At 70.3% G+C, this 17744-nt stretch carries 16 protein-coding genes, 1 tRNA gene and 2 riboswitches; of the genes, 12 read left to right on the forward strand and 5 right to left on the reverse strand.

Annotated elements, in window-relative coordinates; all coding sequences use genetic code 11:
- The first annotated feature begins 55 nt into the window (after positions 1–55).
- From AB0J58_RS03705 to AB0J58_RS03725, 5 genes are all read left to right on the forward strand, one after another.
- Positions 56–643 carry a PadR family transcriptional regulator gene (locus AB0J58_RS03705; protein ID WP_364209730.1) on the forward strand — a complete coding sequence of 196 codons (588 nt, stop codon included), beginning with the start codon at positions 56–58 and terminating at the stop codon, positions 641–643.
- 69 nt (positions 644–712) lie between these two features.
- Positions 713–811: riboswitch (glycine riboswitch) on the forward strand.
- Between the two features lie 2 nt (positions 812–813).
- A riboswitch (glycine riboswitch) is annotated at positions 814–898 on the forward strand.
- 40 nt (positions 899–938) lie between these two features.
- On the forward strand, positions 939–2030 hold the full coding sequence (gene gcvT, locus AB0J58_RS03710; protein ID WP_343975424.1) for a glycine cleavage system aminomethyltransferase GcvT: 1092 nt from the start codon (positions 939–941) through the stop codon (positions 2028–2030).
- Positions 2027–2416: a glycine cleavage system protein GcvH gene (gene gcvH, locus AB0J58_RS03715; RefSeq protein ID WP_030906360.1), complete on the forward strand. Its 390-nt coding sequence runs from the start codon at positions 2027–2029 to the stop codon at positions 2414–2416. The genes gcvT and gcvH overlap by 4 nt, the downstream gene beginning before the upstream one ends.
- Positions 2417–2486: 70 nt before the next feature.
- A complete protein-coding gene (locus tag AB0J58_RS03720; RefSeq protein WP_364209733.1) occupies positions 2487–3863 on the forward strand; it encodes an L-serine ammonia-lyase in 1377 nt (458 codons plus the stop codon).
- Positions 3864–3977: 114 nt separating this feature from the next.
- On the forward strand, positions 3978–5759 hold the full coding sequence (locus AB0J58_RS03725) for a hypothetical protein (protein ID WP_364209736.1): 1782 nt from the start codon (positions 3978–3980) through the stop codon (positions 5757–5759).
- A gap of 224 nt (positions 5760–5983) precedes the next feature.
- Here the strand turns inward: AB0J58_RS03725 and AB0J58_RS03730 are convergent, their stop codons facing one another.
- The gene (locus AB0J58_RS03730; RefSeq protein WP_364209739.1) at positions 5984–6622 is read right to left on the reverse strand and encodes a DUF6286 domain-containing protein; all 639 of its coding nucleotides are present in this window, start codon (positions 6620–6622) and stop codon (positions 5984–5986) included.
- 148 nt (positions 6623–6770) lie between these two features.
- Here AB0J58_RS03730 and AB0J58_RS03735 point away from each other — a divergent pair, with 148 nt between their 5' ends.
- Complete coding sequence (locus AB0J58_RS03735; protein ID WP_364209742.1) at positions 6771–7964, forward strand: amino acid deaminase/aldolase; 1194 nt, start codon at positions 6771–6773, stop codon at positions 7962–7964.
- Between the two features lie 140 nt (positions 7965–8104).
- Here AB0J58_RS03735 and AB0J58_RS03740 read toward each other — a convergent pair whose 3' ends face one another.
- Both AB0J58_RS03740 and AB0J58_RS03745 read right to left on the reverse strand, forming a co-directional pair.
- Positions 8105–8581 carry a hypothetical protein gene (locus tag AB0J58_RS03740; RefSeq protein WP_364209745.1) on the reverse strand — a complete coding sequence of 159 codons (477 nt, stop codon included), beginning with the start codon at positions 8579–8581 and terminating at the stop codon, positions 8105–8107.
- Between the two features lie 187 nt (positions 8582–8768).
- The gene (locus AB0J58_RS03745) at positions 8769–9101 is read right to left on the reverse strand and encodes a DUF3618 domain-containing protein (RefSeq protein WP_343975446.1); all 333 of its coding nucleotides are present in this window, start codon (positions 9099–9101) and stop codon (positions 8769–8771) included.
- 111 nt (positions 9102–9212) lie between these two features.
- Between AB0J58_RS03745 and bcp the strand changes: the two genes are divergently transcribed.
- The 6 genes from bcp (at position 9213) to AB0J58_RS03775 (ending at position 16556) form a co-directional block, all read left to right on the forward strand.
- The gene (gene bcp / locus AB0J58_RS03750; protein WP_364209748.1) at positions 9213–9677 is read left to right on the forward strand and encodes a thioredoxin-dependent thiol peroxidase; all 465 of its coding nucleotides are present in this window, start codon (positions 9213–9215) and stop codon (positions 9675–9677) included.
- Between the two features lie 540 nt (positions 9678–10217).
- Positions 10218–10290, forward strand: a tRNA-Leu gene (locus AB0J58_RS03755).
- Positions 10291–10955: 665 nt separating this feature from the next.
- Positions 10956–12155: a histidine kinase gene (locus AB0J58_RS03760; RefSeq protein WP_364209751.1), complete on the forward strand. Its 1200-nt coding sequence runs from the start codon at positions 10956–10958 to the stop codon at positions 12153–12155.
- An 82-nt stretch (positions 12156–12237) separates the two neighbouring features.
- Entirely contained in the window at positions 12238–12903 is a 666-nt protein-coding gene (locus tag AB0J58_RS03765) for a response regulator transcription factor (protein WP_364209834.1), read from the forward strand.
- A 367-nt stretch (positions 12904–13270) separates the two neighbouring features.
- Positions 13271–14044, forward strand: coding sequence for an ABC transporter ATP-binding protein (locus tag AB0J58_RS03770; protein ID WP_364209754.1), 774 nt, complete (start codon positions 13271–13273; stop codon positions 14042–14044).
- 1 nt (position 14045) lies between these two features.
- Positions 14046–16556 carry an FtsX-like permease family protein gene (locus AB0J58_RS03775; protein WP_364209757.1) on the forward strand — a complete coding sequence of 837 codons (2511 nt, stop codon included), beginning with the start codon at positions 14046–14048 and terminating at the stop codon, positions 16554–16556.
- Positions 16557–16650: 94 nt separating this feature from the next.
- Here AB0J58_RS03775 and AB0J58_RS03780 read toward each other — a convergent pair whose 3' ends face one another.
- Complete coding sequence (locus AB0J58_RS03780) at positions 16651–16920, reverse strand: hypothetical protein (protein WP_364209760.1); 270 nt, start codon at positions 16918–16920, stop codon at positions 16651–16653.
- A complete protein-coding gene (locus AB0J58_RS03785) occupies positions 16917–17660 on the reverse strand; it encodes a toxin glutamine deamidase domain-containing protein (RefSeq protein WP_364209763.1) in 744 nt (247 codons plus the stop codon). The genes AB0J58_RS03780 and AB0J58_RS03785 overlap by 4 nt, the downstream gene beginning before the upstream one ends.
- Positions 17661–17744: the final 84 nt, after the last annotated feature.

Raw genomic sequence — 17744 nt, forward strand, 5'->3', positions numbered from 1 at the left:
TTGTCACAATGTACGAGGGTCCGTGAAGTTCCTGTCTTGTGACAATGTAGGAATCATGCCACTTAGCCATGCCGTGCTCACCCTGCTGGCCGACGGGCCCAGCCACGGCTACGAACTCAAGGCCCGGTTCGAGACGGCGGTCGGCCCCCAGTGGGGCGGCCTCAACATCGGGCACCTGTACCAGATCCTGGACCGGCTGGTCAGGGACGGCCACGTGACCCGCAGCCACGTGACCCAGAGCGACCGCCCGGACAAGACGCTGTACCGGCTGACCGAGAGCGGCGCCGGTGAGCTGCGGGAGTGGGCGGGCGCTCCCTGGGTCCGCTCTTCGGGGTTCCGGGACGAACTGTTCCTCAAGCTGCTCGCGGCCACCCGGCTGGGCACGGACGCGCTCGGCTCGTTCGTGTCCGCGCAGCGCCAGGCCTACCTCTCGGACCTGGCGGCGCTGACCCGCCTGCGCCGCGAACAGGACGACCCCCTGGTGTCCCTGCTCATCGACGCGGCCATCGCGCACACCAGAGCCGACCTGCAGATCGTCGACGGCGCCGAGGATCGCCTGGCGGCGATGGCCACCACCGGCGCGGACGTGCACACCGTAAGGCCCGAGGACGATGGTCTCCGGGCACTGGGCGAGGGGGCCTGATCCCGGCCGGCGGGCCCGAGGGGATTTCGCTCGGCCGGTGCGGGCGGTTAGGCTGGCCGCGACACCGATGAACCCCGCGCGGGAGAGTGTCCTGACATCCAGGCCAGGACCCCTGAAGGAGCAAGCCCTCCCCGCGAACCTCTCAAGGCAAAGGACCGTGCGGGTAGGTGCCTCTGGAAAGCAGGTCCCACGACCTCGCCGAAGGTGAAAGTCCGGCAAAACCCGGATGAAACTCTCAGGCACCAATGACAGAGGGGGAGGATGATCTCATCTGTCCCTTGTCTGAGGTGCGAACATGTCCCGACCTACGCCGCTGCGCGGCGTGCACGAGTCCCTCGGCGCGACGCTGACCGACTTCGCGGGCTGGCTGATGCCGCTCCGCTACGGCAGCGAGTCCGCCGAGCACAACGCGGTCCGCCAGGCGGCCGGCCTGTTCGACCTCTCCCACATGGGGGAGATCTTCGTGACCGGCCCGCAGGCCGCCGAGGCCCTCGACTACGCGCTGGTCGGCCACCTCTCCGCGCTGGCACCCGGCCGCGCCCGCTACACGATGATCGTCGACGCCGGCGGCGGCGTGCTGGACGACCTGATCGTCTACCGGCTGGCCCCCGAGGAGTTCATGGTCGTCGCCAACGCCTCCAACTACCCCCGGGTGGCCGCCGAGCTGACCGAGCGCGCCAAGGACTTCGACGCCGCGGTGCGGGACCGCTCCGAGGAGTACGCGCTGGTCGCGATCCAGGGGCCGCGCTCGGTGGAGATCCTGAGCACTCTCACCGACGCCGACCTGGACGGGCTCGGGTACTACGCGGGCCTGCCCGCCGTGGTGGCCGGCCACGAGGCCCTCGTCGCCCGCACCGGATACACCGGCGAGGACGGCTTCGAGCTGTTCGTCGCGGCCTCGGCGGCGGAACCCCTCTGGGCCGCCCTCACCGAGGCGGGCGCACCGCACGGGCTGGTCCCCGCCGGCCTGTCCGCGCGCGACACCCTCCGCCTGGAGGCCGGCATGCCGCTCTACGGCAACGAACTCTCCGCGGACCGCACTCCGTTCGACGCCGGGCTCGGCCGTGTGGTGAGGTTTGACAAGCCGGGCGACTTCGTCGGCCGGGCCGCCCTCGAACCGCTCAGGGACGTCCCGCCGGCCCGTCGTCTGGTCGGCCTGGTCGGAGGCGGCCGCAGGGTGCCCCGGCACGGGTATCCGGTGGTGGTCGCCGACGACGGCACGGTCGCCGGGGAGGTCACCAGCGGGGCGCCCTCCCAGACACTGGGCAGGCCCATCGCCATGGCCTACGTGGACAGCGGCCTGTCGTCGGGACTGGCCGTCGACATCCGGGGCAGCCGCGAGCCGGTCGAGGTCGTCGAACTGCCTTTCTACAGGAGGAAAAAATGAGCAGCATTCCCGAGGACCTGCACTACACCAAGGAACACGAGTGGATCGGCGGCGTCGACGACGGCCTGACCCTCACCGTGGGCATCACCGCCTACGCCGCCGAGGCGCTCGGTGACGTGGTCTACGTGCAGGTACCCGAGGTCGGCGCGTCGATCGCCACCGGTGACGCCGTCGGCGAGGTCGAGTCGACCAAGTCGGTGAGCGACATCTTCGCACCGGTCACCGGCGAGGTCGTGGAGGTCAACCAGGCGGTCGTGGACGACCCCTCGCTGGTCAACAGCGACTCCTACGGTGACGGCTGGCTGTTCCGCGTACGTCTTGAGGGCTCCGCCGACGACCTGCTGTCGCCGGAGGAGTACACCGCGCTCACCTCGGGTGAGTCATAAGTTCGACGCCCCGCGTCACGGTCACGCGCGTCCTCGGGCGCGCGTGACCGTCCGCGCTGGAAGGATTCAGATGACGATCAGTGTCTTCGATCTCTTCAAGATCGGAATCGGCCCGTCCAGCTCGCACACCGGCGGCCCGATGGCCGCCGCCCACAAGTTCGCCCGGGGCCTGCACCGGGACGGGCTGCTGGAGAAGACCGCGCGGGTGAGCGCCGTCCTGTACGGCTCGCTCGGGCTGACCGGCAAGGGCCACGGCAGCGACAAGGCGGTGCTGCTCGGCCTGTCGGGTGAGAAACCCGAGCTGGTCGACGTCGACACGGTCGACGAGCGGCTGGCCGCCATGCGCGCCTCGGGCACCGTCCGCCTGTACGGCTCCCACGAGATCCCCTTCGTCATCGGCGAGGACCTCGTCTTCGAACGCAGGATCTCGCTCCCCCACCACCCCAACGGCATGCGCTTCACCGCCCTGTCGGAGTCCGGCGAGACGCTGCGCGAGAAGGTCTACTACTCGGTGGGCGGCGGTTTCGTCGTCGACGAGAACGCCACCGGCGCCGACCGGATCAAACCCGACGACACGGTCCTGCCGCACCCCTTCACCACGGCCGCGGAACTGCTCGCCCAGTGCGCGGAGACCGGGCTGTCGATCTCCGGGCTGATGCTGGAGAACGAGCGGGCGTTCGGCCGCACCGAGGCCGAGATCCGCGCCCAGCTGCTCGTCCTGTGGCAGGTGATGAGCGAGTGCGTGCGACGGGGCATCGGCAAGGAGGGCGTGCTGCCCGGCGGCCTGAAGGTCCGCCGCCGCGCCCACCAGCTCCACCGGCAGCTGCGGAGCGAGTCTGGGGAGAAGGACTCGCTGCAGACGATGGACTGGGTCTCGCTGTTCGCCCTCGCGGTCAACGAGGAGAACGCCGCCGGCGGCCGGATCGTCACCGCGCCCACCAACGGCGCCGCGGGCATCATCCCCGCCGTGCTCACCTACTACGACCGCTTCGTCCGCGAATCCGATGACGAGGGAGTGATCCGCTTCCTGCTGACCGCAGGGGCGATCGGCGTGCTGTTCAAGGAGAACGCCTCCATCTCCGGGGCCGAGGTGGGCTGCCAGGGCGAGGTCGGCTCCGCCTGCTCGATGGCCGCCGCCGGGCTCACCGAGGTGATGGGCGGCACCCCCGAGCAGGTCGAGAACGCCGCCGAGATCGGCATCGAGCACAACCTGGGACTGACCTGCGACCCGATCGGCGGCCTGGTGCAGATCCCGTGCATCGAGCGCAACGCCGTCGCCTCGATCAAGGCCATCGCCGCGGCCAGGATCGCGCTGCGCGGCGACGGCCGCCACTTCGTCTCGCTGGACAAGGCCATCAAGACGATGCGCGACACCGGCCGCGACATGCTCGACAAGTACAAGGAGACCAGCCGCGGCGGGCTCGCGGTGAACGTCATCGAGTGCTGAACGCCTGGAACGCCACAAAGAACTCGATCACCACCAAATTTCGCATCACGTATAGGCCCCTCCCATCTCGCGCCTATGCTGGGTGGCCATGTCCGCGGGACTCGGGAGGTCGTGGTGGTAACGGGAACGCACCCGGCGAACCGCGCCTCGCGGGTGCTCCGTTTCCTCGGGGCACACTGGCTCTTCATCGCCGCCCTGCTGGCCGGCGGCGGCCTGCGCGCCCTGGCGGTGCTCGGCTACCGGCCCGCCCTGTGGTTCTGGGCCGACTCCTTCGTCTACCTGAGCGCCGGGCTCGACCCCCGTCCCCTGGAGTCCCGTCCCGCGGGCTACTCGCTGTTCCTGTGGATCCTCAAGCCGCTGGCCAGCGTCCAGGCCGTGGTCGTCGTCCAGCACCTGCTCGGGCTGGCCGTGGCGCTCTGCGTCTACCTGCTGCTGCGCAGGCTGGGCCGCCTGCCGGGATGGGGCGCGACGCTCGCCGCGCTGCCGGTGTTGCTGGACGCCCACCAGATCCAGCTCGAACACCTCGTCATGGCGGACCTGCTCTTCCAGTTCCTGGCGGTGCTGGCGGTCACCCTGCTGCTGTGGCGGCGACGCCCGGCCACCTGGGTCGCCGCGCTGGCCGGCCTGCTGCTGGCCGCCGCGACGGTCACCCGGACCATCGGACTGCCGCTGATCGCCGTGGCGCTGGTCTGCCTGGTGATCCGCCGGGCCGGGTGGCGGGCCGTCGTCTCCGCGACCCTGGCCGCCGCCATCGGCCTGGGCGGGTACGCCGCCTGGTTCGAATCCGAGCACGGCGGCTACGCGCTGACCCGGGGCAACACCTTCCTGTGGGCGCGGACGATGACCTTCGCCGACTGCGCCAGGATCCAGCCGACCGGCCCCGAGGCGGCACTGTGCCCCACGGAACCGGTGGGGCGGCGCGCGGCGCCGCCGGTCTACATCTGGGACGGCGCCTCACCGCTGAACAAGGTCAAGGGCAGCTGGGCCGAACGCGACGCGCTCGCCGGCGCCTTCGCCACCCAGGCCATCAAGGCCCAGCCCCTGGACTTCCTGCGGGCGGGCCTGGACGACGCGGTCCACATCTTCGACTGGACCCGGCGCGTCTACCCGACCCCCGGGCCGCAGAGCGCCTACGTCTTCCCCGACACGCCGCGCCCCTTTTCCACCGGGGCCGCCTCGCAGGGGAAGACCGCCGAGCAGCTGACCGTGGCCTACCAGGGCTCCTCGGGCGCGCCGACGATGGCCGAGCCGTACGCGGGCTGGCTGCGCGGCTACCAGGAGCACGGCTTCGTGCGCGGCCCGTTCCTCGCGGTGATCTGCCTGGTCGGCCTGGTCGGCGTGCTGATGCGGTTGCGGCGGCTCGGCGGCGCGGTGCTGCTGCCCTGGGCCGCGGGGACCATGCTGCTGATCCTGCCGCCCTTCATCGCGGCCTTCGACCACCGCTACGTGGTGCCCGCTCTCCCGCTGCTCTGCCTGGCCGCCGGACTGGCCTTCGGCGTCCGGCACCGGGAGAGCGCCCCCGAGGAGGCGGAGGACGCGGAACCGGATGAGGAACCGGCCTACGGCAGGACCGCCGAGCGGCCGGTGTACGCGAGCCCCGTCGAGGAGCCGGTGTACGGCAGGTCAGCGCCGGCGGACGTGCAGCCGAACCATCGTGCCGAGTTCTACCTCCCCGAGAGCCCGTCTGACCTTCCCCACCGCGTCCTTGTTCAGCCGCGCCACGAGCCTGCCGACATCGGTCCCCGGCGCGCAGCCCACACTGATCCGCAACCGCTCGTGCCTTACGTACCTGACCCGAATCCGGACGAGCCCTTCGACTTCTTTAAGGGCAACAGCGAGCATGGCGGTCCCCGTTCCGGTCCGCCTGCCCCACCGTCTCCAGCCCAGGGCGTGTAGCAGCCACCGCACCGCCAGCAGCGCGAGCACCACCAGCAGCAGCGCGACCAGCCAGCCCAGCCACGGATGCGCGGCCAGCCACCCGGGAAACCCCCCGCGCACGAGCCTGGCCCCCGGCGGCTGGCCGGGCAGGTCACCACGTCCCCGCAGGAAGGCGTAGAGACCGGCGCAGGCCAGCACCGCGCCGGTGACGGCCAGGCCGATCCGGTTGCCGAGGTACGGTCTCATCTGACCCTCCGCCTGCGCAGCCGCACCACGACGTCGCCCGCGCACATCGCGCCCAGGCCCGCCATCCGGTCACCCACCGCCGCGCCCACCCCGCGCAGCACCGGCCCGGTCCGCTCGGCCTCGGTGAACACGGTGACCTCGACGATCCTTGAGGCGAGCCGGACCCGTGCCCCGTTCACCTCCTCCACCGACGCCGCCGCCTCCCCCAGCGTGCGGCAGAGTCCGGACCTGGTGATCCCGATCACCAGGTGCGGATCCCCCGACTCCAGCGGCACCAGTCTGGGCCGTCCCGGCAGGGCCGCGAGCCCGAGCATCAGCAGGCCCGCCGCCATGGCGAGCACCGCCATGGCGAACACGACGGGGTCCGACCAGCTCCACGAGCCGACCCCGTTGACGAGCCGCCGGTAGGGCGTTCGCGCGAGGGGCGACTCCATCAGCAGGCCCACGGTCACCGCGGCCGAGACCGACAGCACGACGGACGCCACCAGTGCCGCCGACACGCCCGCCGGGGCCCTCCCCGGCCGAAGCAGCCGCACCGACCTGCGGCGGACGTCCTGAAACTGCTCGGCCGCCCTGCCTCCCGCGCTCCCGGTGCCCGCCGAGCCCGCCAGGACGTCCTGGAGAGTAGTCGTCATTCGGTCAGGTGTACGCGTTCCGGCGGGGGCGAGGCCGGGATCAACCACCCTCTTGCGCGATCTTGGGGCCCTCCTTGCGGGAGCATTGAGCACCCTCCATCAATATGAACACTGCTCATATTCTCCCTGGTCGGGTTATCCTGCGGACATGGACGACCTCCAGCGCTACAACCGGGCCACCGCACACCTGGACCCCCCCTTCGCCGTCCTCGACCTGCCCGCCCTGCGCGCCAACGCCGAGGGAATGCTCCATCGGGCTCACGGCAAGCCGATCAGGGTCGCCAGCAAGTCCGTCAGGTCCCGGGCCGTACTCGAACGGATCCTCGCCATGGACGGTTTCACCGGGATCATGGCCTTCACCCTCCCCGAGGCCCTCTGGCTGGTCTCCACCGGAATGCGGAACGTGCTCGTCGCCTACCCCACGGTGGACCGCGCCGCGCTCGCCGAGCTGGCCGCCGAACCACTCGCCGCGCGGGAGATCACCGTCATGGTGGACCAGATCGACCACCTCGACCTCGTCGACTCCGCCGTCGCCGGCGTCCGCGACCGCCAGGAGATCCGGGTCTGCCTCGACATCGACGCGGGCTACCTCGCCTTTGGCGGCCGGTTCCGGGCGGGCGTCCGCCGCTCCCCCGTCCGCGAGAGCGACCAGGCCGCCGACCTGGCCACCCAGATCGCCAAACGCCCCGGATTCCGCCTCGTGGGCGTGATGGCGTACGAGGCGCAGATCGCCGGGGTCGGCGACGACCCTCCCGGCAAGCCCGCCCTCACCCGGGCCATCCGCCTGATGCAGACCCGCTCCCAGCGCGAGCTGATCACACGCAGGGGCCGGATCGTCCAGGCCGTCCGCCAGATCACCGACCTGGAGTTCGTCAACGGCGGCGGCACCGGCAGCATCGAGAAGACCGCCAGGGAGAGGGCCGTCACCGAGATCGCCGCCGGCTCCGGCTTCTTCCACCCCCGCCTCTTCGACTTCTACCGGGGCTTCGGCGGCCACCCCGCCGCCCTCTTCGCCCTGCCCGTCGTGCGCCGCCCCGCACCCGGCGTCGTCACGGTCCTCGGCGGCGGCTACCCGGCCTCCGGCGCCCCCGGCGCCGACCGCCTGCCCCAGCCCTACCTGCCGTGCGGGCTGCGGTACGCCCCCGACGAGGGAGCCGGCGAGGTCCAGACCCCCCTGGTCGGACAGGCCGCCGAGGACCTGCGCACCGGCGACCGGGTCTGGTTCAGGCACGCCAAGGCCGGCGAGCTCTGCGAGCGCTTCGCCAGTCTGCACCTGATCGACGGGGACAGGGTGGTGGACGAGGTCCCCACCTACCGGGGCGAGGGCCGCACCTTCCTCTGACCCACCACCCGTGCACGCGGAGCGGACACCTCGCCCATCGGCGGGTGCCCGCTCGCGTCTCATCCCCACCCTCCGGCCCCGGAGGCCCGCGCCGCCCCCGCGCCCGGAGAGACCCCCGTGTCAGGGCTCGGCGGAAACCTCTAGAAGCCCAGGTCGAGCTCGTACCACCTGCTGCACTTGTAGGTGGACCAACCCCGGTAGCTGATCTGGCAGGTCCTCACCCGCACCTCGCTGACGTCGTGCGCCTTGACGCGGAAGTACTTGGTGTCGTCATAACCGCACTGCTTCACGCGCTTGACGGCATTCCAGTCCTCGTCATCGGACGAGGCGGCCTGCACCTCGAAGTAGGCACACCGCCCGCCCCGGGCCAGCGAACGCCTGTCACCGTCGTACAACCCGCCCCGCAGCGCGAACGTGTTCTCGTCCTCGTCGTCGCCCTCGACCGAGTACTCGGCCTCGACCGTGGCCAGACCGTTCCTGGACTCCTGGTCGAAGCTGTCGTCGAAGTCGCGCGCGGCCGACGCCGGCGCCGCCGCCGCGAAGGCGGCCGGAGCCACCGTCAGCATGAGACCGGTGGTCGCCGCCACCACGACCGCAGCGCGAATGATGCTTTTCACGGATTTACCCTCCTTTTTCCTTGCTCGCAATGTTCCGCGAGCAAGGAAAAAGGCGCATGAGTAAACCCCTACTCAACTCGGGACCTCCGACCACCGGTGTCCCCACAGTGGTCAGGATCGGCGCCGGATCCGTACGGCCGGAGGCATCGAAGCACACCCACCGCCGCGCGACGGTGCCGTCCACCGGTCACGGCCGGCGGCGCCGCCACAACATGATCACCGCACTGACCGCCAGCAACGCGCCCACACCGATCAGAATCGGTGCCAGATCCGGCCGGTCGTCCGCCCACAGATCCTCGGGCTCCCCATCCAGCCTGACCGGCTTCGGCCCCGCCGCACCGGTCACCAGGTCACCGACCTGGGCGACGAAATGCTCGGCGTTCGCCCTGACCTTCGCCACACCACGCTCCGCGACCCGCTTGGGGCTCACCCGGTCCGCGATGGCGTCCACCGTCTGAGCCAACTCCGCGCGCGTGCGCTCGATCTGCCGCTCCAACTCCGCGGGATCGGTGTCCGCCATGGCTCTCCTCCCCTACTCCTTGACATCGATCAGTCTGTCAGGTCCGGACCACCCACGGCACTTCGGACAGGCCGGTAAGTTGACCCGGGAACCATTCCTCGGAGGGACACCATGAAACTCGAGCCGGGCGACGCCGCCCCGGACTTCACGCTTCCGGCCGCCGACGGCACCACCGTGTCGCTTGAGCAGTACCGCGGCAGGCGCGTCATCCTCTACTTCTACCCCGCCGCGATGACCCCCGGCTGCACCAAACAGGCCTGCGACTTCCGCGACAGCCTGGCCTCGCTCACCTCGGCCGGCCTCGCCGTGCTCGGCGTCTCGAAGGACACCCCCGCCAAGCTCGCCAAGTTCGTCGAGCGCGACGCGCTGACCTTCCCGCTGCTGTCGGACCCGGAGCTGGAGGTCCACAGGGCCTACGACGCCTACGGGGAGAAGACGATGTACGGCAAGACGACGGTCGGGGTCATCCGCTCCACCTTCGTCATCGACGCCGACGGCAAGGTCGAGAAAGCTCTCTACAACGTGAAGGCGACCGGCCACGTGGCCCGGCTCCGCCGCGAACTCGGCGTCGAGTAAATCCCTTTTTTAGCCATTTATCATGACGTTGGCACGCGTCGAGAATTGTCGTATCCGCTGCCTAGGCTTGACGCGTGCCCGTCAAATACAAATACACCCCCGAAATGCTGGCGGAGGCCGCGGCCAACTCCCTCAGCATCACCGACGTCCTCCGCCGCCTCGGCATCACCGTCGCGGGCGGCAACCACGCCCACATCAGCCGCCAGCTGAAGCGCTTCGGAATCGACACGTCGCACTTTCGCAGGGTCTCCCCCAACAGAGGGAAGCCCTCACCACGACGCAGTCGCCCGGAACAGGTTCTCGCCATACGATCGGAGGGCAGCCCTCGCCCAGACCCCGGGCAGCTCAGGCGCAGCTTGATCGAGATCGGGATGCCATACCGCTGCGCGGGCTGTAAGATCGAGGGCGTCTGGCAGGGCCAGGCATTGACGCTTCACGTTGACCATATCAATGGCAACTGGCTGGACAACAGAAAAGAAGACCTGCGTTTCCTCTGCCCGAACTGCCATTCACAGACAGAGAATTTCGCAGGGAGAAACAGGGGTCGTAGCCCAACGGTAGAGGCAACGGTTTTAGGTACCGTCCAGAGCGGGTTCGAATCCCGTCGACCCCACAAAACAATTCAAAGCCAACCGGTCGACACGAAGTCGATAGACACCAGCATAACAATATCGGCCCAGGATTCATTCTTCATAGAATATTGCCGGACCGAAAGACGGTTCGCGTCGAGATCAGCGGTCATACGCAGGGCCGTTCAACTACTGCGCGAATCCGTCCTCGCGGAGGACCGTGCCGCCGCGTCCGGTGTGGCGGGTGAGGCCGGAGACGTAGGTTCGGGTCGCTTCGCCGTGGGGGACGGCTTCGGTGAGTCACCCGCGTGAGCTCCGGTCGACCGTTCGTGGGGCCGGCGTCGCCCGGAACGGCACGATGTCCATCGCCGGACGGGAGAAATCCTGTGGGTCCGCGCGGGTAAGCGGGTGGTTCGGAGGAGATCACCGAAGCGTCCGAGCGGGCGCGGAGCGGTATCCGGTGTGGCAGGGGGAACGGGAAAACGTCAGGTCGCGCGGCGTGGTCTAAATGCCGCGCGACCCGGCGTCGTTGTGATTGATCATCACAAACTGTCTCCCTTTACTCACCCCGGAGGGTGCTCCCATAAACCATGGTGCCGCAGGGGCCGTAAAGGCTCTGTAAGTCGTGCCGGACGTGCGACCTGGGTCGTACAGCGGGCTCCGTCTTCAGGGGGAAGGGCGGTGATCCGCGCATACGTATCGTGGTGGTGTGTTCGGCAGATTACGCGCCTGGAGCAGGCGCCATCCCGGGATTACGGACGCGCTGTGGCTGAGCCCGTTCCTGCTGGTCTCGGTGCTCAATGTCCGGGCCGTCGGGACGGGTGACCTGGCGGCGTTGGGGGCGGCGAGGCTGGGGTTGTGGGGGTTCGCGGGGCTGGGGTTGTTGCTGTTCGCGCCGCTGCTCTGGCTGCGGCGGCGTCCCGTCGCGGTCTTCGCGATCATCTCGCTGACCTGTTTCCTGCAGTGGCTTCTCGGTGTCCAGCCGTTGTTCTTCAATGTCTCGGTGCTCGTCGCCATGTACGGTGTGGCGTCGCGGCGCCCGCTGCGCTGGGCGGTCGGCGCGGGTCTGGTGGTGGAGCTGGGGCTGGCTCTGGCGTTCGTCCGGTGGGCGCCGGAAGTCGACGTGAGTGCCTTCGCCACGGCCTCGGCGTTCACGGTGGCGATCTGGATCGCGGGGATCTACGCGAACACCCGTCGCCGCTATCTGGAGGGGTTGGAGGAGCGGGCCGAGCGGGCCGAGCGGGAGCGTGATCAGCAGGCCCGGTTGGCGGCGGCGGCGGAGCGGGCTCGGATCGCTCGTGAGCTGCACGATGTGGTCGCGCACAATGTGAGCGTGATGATCGTTCAGGCGGACGGGGCGGGTTACGCGATCGAGCATGATCCGGAGCAGGCGCGTCAGGCGATGCGGGCGGTCTCGGCGACGGGGCGCGGGGCGCTGGCGGAGATGCGGCGGATGGTGGGTGTGTTGCGGGCCGATGGTGTGCAGGAGGAGTACGCTCCGCAGCCGAGTCTGTCGCAGCTGGACGATCTGGTGGCGCGGGTGCGTGCGTCCGGGCTGCCGGTGGAGTTCCGGGTGCTCGGGGCGCCGCGGAGGCTTCCTGAGGGGGAGCAGTTGACCGTCTATCGGATCGTGCAGGAGGCGCTCACCAATACTCTCAAGCACGGCGGTCCGGAGAGCAGGGCCGTGGTGGAGATGGAGTACGGCGTGCGGGAGCTGCTGTTGCGGGTGACCGATGACGGTCGTGGTGCCGCGGCGCCGCGGCGAGAGGGCGGGCACGGCCTGGTCGGCATGCGGGAGCGGGTCGCGCTGTTCGGTGGGAGTGTGGAGGCGAGGCCGGGTTCCGGTGGTGGTTTCCGGGTGGTGGCGCGGCTGCCGATCGGCGAGGCCGGGCCGGGTCGGGCGGCTTGAGAGTGGGTGTCCGGGTCGGGCGTGGTGGCGATCGGACGCGTTCCGTGGAGAGCAGGACGGGTGTGGAGCGGTGAACGACCGGGTGATTCGGGTGATGCTGGTCGACGATCAGGAGTTGTTGCGTACCGGGTTCCGGATGGTGCTCGGCGCCCATCCGGGTATCGAGGTCGTCGCGGAGGCGGGTAACGGGGCCGCCGCGGTGGAGGCGGTGCGGGCGGTCGAGATCGATGTGGTGCTGATGGATGTGCGGATGCCGGTGATGGACGGGGTGGAGGCGACGCGCTTGATCCGTTCGGTGGCCGGGGGGCCTCGGGTGCTGATCCTGACCACGTTCGATCTGGACGAGTACGCGTTCGCGGCGTTGAAGGCGGGTGCGTCGGGGTTCCTGCTGAAGGACGTGCCGCCCGCCGATCTGGTGAGTGCGATCCATTCGGTGCACAGTGGCGACGCGGTGGTGGCGCCGAGTACGACGCGGCGACTGCTGGAGCGGTTCGCGGTGCATCTTCCCTCGGCGGGGGTGGCCGAGCCGGCCGCGCTGTCGGGGTTGACGGCGCGGGAGCGTGAGGTGCTGGTGCTGGTGGCGAGGGGGTTGTCGAACACGGAGATCGCCGGTCGGCTGGAGTTGGCGGAGGCGACGGTCAAGACGCATCTGGGCCGGGTGCTGGCCAAGCTGGGCCTGCGGGACCGGGCGCAGGTGGTCGTGTACGCCTACGAGTCCGGCCTGGTCACCCCGTTTTCGGCAGAGTAGTCCCACTTTCCGTACGTGCCGCGTCGTCGCGGGTCGACAGCGACTGCTTCATGGGTGATCGGCCCAGGTCGATCGGGGTGACGTGCGGAAGACAGGGTTGGCTTGCTGTCCGGCACCGAGGACGGTCGTCACGTCAATGTCGGGCTGTTCGAGCCGTCTCAGTTGTTCGCATCCTTTTGTCCTGGTCGGCCCTGCTGGGCGCCATCGGCCGAATGGCCGAGGTGGTACTGCGACGTAGGTGGTGTCTTCCCTCCCGGGTAGGCCCTGCGTAGGGCCGCAGGTCAGCCCTAATTCATGATGGATCCCGCTTTTCTCGCCAATAGCGTTTTGTACGTCATAACGCCATACGTTGTTGAGGAGAACTGCCGTGACCATCACCGGAGAGGTCGGCGCGTGGGGCGCGCGCGGAAAGGGCGCGGAGCCGGCCGTGACGGCCAGGGGTCTCACGAAGGTGTACGGCCGGGGGGACGCCGCCGTGCACGCGCTGCGCGGCGTGGACGTCTCGTTCTCGTCCGGCGCCTTCACCGCGATCATGGGGCCCTCGGGGTCGGGCAAGTCCACGCTGATGCACTGCCTGGCCGGGCTGGACACGGTGAGCGGCGGGCAGGTGCGCATCGGGGACGTGGAGCTCACCGGTCTCAACGACAGGCAGCTCACCCTGCTCCGCCGCGAGCGGATCGGTTTCGTCTTCCAGGCGTTCAACCTGCTGCCGACGCTGACCGCCGAGCAGAACATCCGGCTCCCGCTGGAGATCGCCGGGCGGCTGGCCGACCCGGAGCTGTTCGACCTGGTCGTGGGGACCGTGGGGCTGCGTGACCGGCTGGGGCACAAACCCTCCGAGCTGTCCGGCGGCCAGCAGCAGCGGGTCGCGGTCGCCCGTGCCCTGATCAGCGGGCCGCAGGTCATCTTCGCCGACGAGCCCACCGGCAACCTGGACTCGCGGAGCGGTGCCGAGGTGCTGTCGTTCCTGCGTACGTCGGTGCGCGAGCTGGACCAGACGATCGTGATGGTCACCCATGACCCGGTGGCGGCCTCCTACGCCGACCGGGTGGTCTTCCTCCGTGACGGCCTGCTGGTCAGCGAGCTGGTGGGGCCGACGCCGCAGTCGGTGCTGGACACGCTGATGAAGCTGGAGGCGTGAGGTGCTGAGGACGACGCTGGCCGGGTTGCGCGCGCACCGGTTGCGCCTGCTGCTGACGTCGCTGGCGATCGCGCTGGGTGTGGGCTTCATCGCGGGGACGTTCGTACTGACCGACACCATCGAGGCGGGTTTCACCCAGAAGTTCGCGGCGGCGGCCGACCGGATCGACGTCGCGGTGCTCCCGCTGCCGGACAGCGGCGGCGAGGCTCCGGTCCTCTCCGACGCGACCCTGGAGAAGATCCGCGCCACGGAAGGCGTCGCCGACGCCCAGGGGCTGGTGCGGGGCACGTCCGCCCTGATCGGCAAGGACGGCAAGGCGGCCGGTGACTACCCCACGGTGGGGATCTCGCTGCCCGAGGGCGCGCTGAACCGTACCTCGATCGTCAGCGGTACGGCGCCGAGGACCGCGAAGGAGGCGGTGCTCGACGAGGGTACGGCCAGGACTCGCGGTTTCAGGGTCGGTGACACCATCGCGGTGCTCGACTCGGAGAACGTCAGGCACGAGTTCACCCTGGTGGGCCTGTTCGACATCGGCCTGGACCAGGAGATCGGGTACAGCGGCGCGGTCGGCTACACCACCGGCACGGCCAGGGAGATGACCGGGCAGCGGGGGTTCAGGGAGGTCGACGTCACCGCCGCCGAGGGGGTCTCCCAGGAGACGCTGCGCGCCTCGGTCGCGGCTGCCGTGGGGGCGGGTCACCAGGTCAAGACCGGTGAGCGGTACGCGGCAGACCTGGCCAAGGCCAACGGCGCCAGCAGCGAGTTCCTCACCCTGGGCCTGCTGCTGTTCGGCGTGGTGGCGATGTTCGTGGCCGCGCTGGTCATCTACAACACCTTCAACATCCTGGTGGCCCAGCGGACCCGTGAGATGGCGCTGCTGCGCTGTATCGGGGCGACGCGCGGGCAGGTCTTCGGCTCGATCGTGCTGGAGTCGGCGGTGGTCGGCCTGCTGTCGTCGGTGCTGGGCCTGCTGCTCGGCTACGGGATGGGGGCGGGAGCGCTGGCCGTGCTGACCGCGGTCGGCGCGCCGCTGCCGTCGGTCGCGGCCTCTCTGACGCCCCGTACGATCGTGCTGGGCCTGGTCATCGGCCTGACCGTCACGGTCTGCGCGGCGCTGCCGCCCGCCAGGTCGGCGACGCGGGTGGCGGCGATCGCGGCGCTGCGCTCGCAGGCCGAGGAGCAGACCTTCAGGGCCGGCCTGGTACGGATGATCTTCGCGGCGCTCTTCCTGGTCTCGGGCACGGGGATCACCGTGGCGGGAATGTTCATGGCGCCCGGGGAGTCCGCGCTCGTCGTGGTCATGGCCGGTTGCTCGCTCATCTTCCTGGCGGTGCTGACCCTCGGCCCGGTGATCGTGAAGCCGCTGTCCGCCTTCGCGGGCTGGGTTCCGGCCAGGCTCTTCGGGGTGCCGGGCAGGCTGGCCGTGGACAACTCCCGGCGTAACCCGAAGCGGTCGGCGACCACCACGGTGGCGCTCACCGTGGGCGTGACGCTGATGACCGTCATCTCCGTCCTCACCGGCACCATCCGGGTGACGTACGCCCATCAGCTCGACGAGCAGTTCCCGATCGACTACCTGGTGCAGAGCCAGGATCGCAGTTCGGAACTGCCCCGGGCGATCGCCGAGGAGCTGCGGACCAGGCCCGAGCTGACCGCGGTCGTCGCGTTCCGGTCGAGCACCGCCAGGCTCGCGACCGGGGACGAGAAATACGAGGTGGGGACGTTCACCCCGGCTCCGGGTTTCGCCCCGAAACTGGACGCGGGCTCGGTCGACCGGCTCGTGCCGGGCACGGCGCTGGTCGCGGACCATGTCGCCGAGCGGCTCAAGGCCGGGGTCGGTGACCGGATCACCGTGCGGACGGCGAAGGCGGGTGCGGTCGAGCTGTCGATCGTGGGCGTCTCCGACCAGGAGTCGGGCCTTTCCGGTGTGACGGTGCCGGAGCGGGAGTTCGACCGCTACTTCGGCGAGGTGGGTGACAGCCGGGTGATCGTCAACCGCTCCGACGGCGTGGATCCCGACCGGGCGCTGCTGGCCGTCGAGGCGGCGGCGCGGCCGTACCCGACGGCGAAGGTCGCCAGCTCGACGGAGGTGCGGGGCGAGTTCGACGAGGCGCTCGACATGATACTGATGATCATCACGGGGCTGCTCGGCCTGGCGGTGCTCATCTCCCTGCTGGGCATCGCCAACACGCTCTCGCTGTCGGTCCACGAGCGCACCCGCGAGTCGGCGCTGCTGCGGGCGCTCGGCCTGACCAGGCCCCAGCTGCGGCGGATGCTCTCGGTCGAGGCGCTGGTCCTGGGGCTCATCGGCGCGCTGGTCGGCGTGGTGCTGGGCATCGGGTTCGGCTGGGCCGCCGCGCGGACGATGACCGAGAACGTCATCCTCCAGTTGCCGGTGCCGCAGATCCTGTCCTTCGTGGCGCTGTCCGGCCTGGCCGGGGTGCTCGCCGCGGTCCTGCCCGCCCGGCGCGCGGCCCGCGCCTCGGTGGTGGGCTCGCTCGCGAGCGGCTGAGCGCCGCCGGGCCGTGAGTTCGCGAGCGGGCCCGAGCGTGAGGTGAGGCCCGGCGGAACCGGGCAGGTTGGGCATGGTGGCCGGGACGTCTCCGTTATCGGGGGCGGCGTCCCGGCCACTGCTCCGCCACCGTCTCGGGGTTGAGCAGCGGCCGGATGACGATCTCGCCGGTGGCCCTGTCGATGACCACGCACCCGGAGCCGACGGTGTCGGGCAGCACGCTGGGATCGTCGGAGTCGGGCTCATTCGACCAGGCGACATAGCCCTCTTGAAAGGCATAAATCCTGATTTCGACGGCGGCGCCCGCGCTGCGGACACCATTGAAGTACTCCTCCGCCACCGCCCTGGCCTGGTCCGGGTTCACAGCCGCCGCCCCTCCCTGTCGATCACGACGCAGAACACGCCGGTCACCGACTCGTACGGCGGCTCCACCGCCATGTGTCCCCGCTGCCCGTCGATCCAGATCACCTCGCCGTCGAAGTTCACCGCGTTCCACGCGTGGCTGCCCCCGGCCGGCCAGCGGTTGATGACCACGGCCGAGGAGCCGTGCCCCCCGGCCAGCAGCGCCTGCGCGATCGGCAGGTAGGCGTGGCGCCCCTGCCCCACGTACTGGAAGCGCTGTCCCAGCCACCGCTCCGCCCTGGCCACTCCCCCGGCCTCGCCGCTGAGCAGCGGCCTGCCGACCCGGTCGTACTCGGGCCGCCGGGGCGCGGCCACCGCCGGGGCCCCGTACCAGGTGGAGAGCACCGACAGCGCGCAGTCGATCGCGTTGGTGGCCCGGAACGGGTCGTCGGCCGGCCCGGTCCCGTTGATCAGCCTGATCCACATGCCGCGCGGGTCGGGGAAGCGGCGCGGAGTGCCCTGCTCGGTGACCGGGACGGCCCGCAGCATGTCCTCCTCGGTCTGCGGATCGGGCCTGGCCAGCCCGCCCGCCACCCCGTACGGCCGGCACTGGTCCAACCGGGCCGGCCCCCAGCGCATCCGCTCCCGCTCCCGGGGCACCGCCGCCGGCGCCTGGAACTCCAGCTCAAAGTCCCGCCACCGCTGCCCGTCCACGGTCACCACGGGGTTGTAGACCCCCGAGGCCAAACTCCACCCACTCACCGCTCCCCCGTCCCCCGACCTCTGGGAGCCAGATAGTAGAGCGGCTCCCGGCGCGGCACGGCGGAGTTGACCATTTACGGGGGC

The organism is Streptosporangium sp. NPDC049644 (assembly GCF_040675205.1).
Classification (GTDB): domain Bacteria; phylum Actinomycetota; class Actinomycetes; order Streptosporangiales; family Streptosporangiaceae; genus Streptosporangium; species Streptosporangium fukuiense.

Excerpts from the sequence above, each read along its gene's own strand:
- AB0J58_RS03705 (WP_364209730.1), top strand. The coding sequence starts at position 56 with ATGCCACTTAGCCATGCCGTGCTCACCCTGCTGGCCGACGGGCCCAGC.
- gcvT (WP_343975424.1), top strand. The coding sequence starts at position 939 with ATGTCCCGACCTACGCCGCTGCGCGGCGTGCACGAGTCCCTCGGCGCG.
- gcvH (WP_030906360.1), top strand. The coding sequence starts at position 2,027 with ATGAGCAGCATTCCCGAGGACCTGCACTACACCAAGGAACACGAGTGG.
- AB0J58_RS03720 (WP_364209733.1), top strand. The coding sequence starts at position 2,487 with ATGACGATCAGTGTCTTCGATCTCTTCAAGATCGGAATCGGCCCGTCC.
- AB0J58_RS03730 (WP_364209739.1), bottom strand. The coding sequence starts at position 6,622 with ATGACGACTACTCTCCAGGACGTCCTGGCGGGCTCGGCGGGCACCGGG.
- AB0J58_RS03735 (WP_364209742.1), top strand. The coding sequence starts at position 6,771 with ATGGACGACCTCCAGCGCTACAACCGGGCCACCGCACACCTGGACCCC.
- AB0J58_RS03745 (WP_343975446.1), bottom strand. The coding sequence starts at position 9,101 with ATGGCGGACACCGATCCCGCGGAGTTGGAGCGGCAGATCGAGCGCACG.
- bcp (WP_364209748.1), top strand. The coding sequence starts at position 9,213 with ATGAAACTCGAGCCGGGCGACGCCGCCCCGGACTTCACGCTTCCGGCC.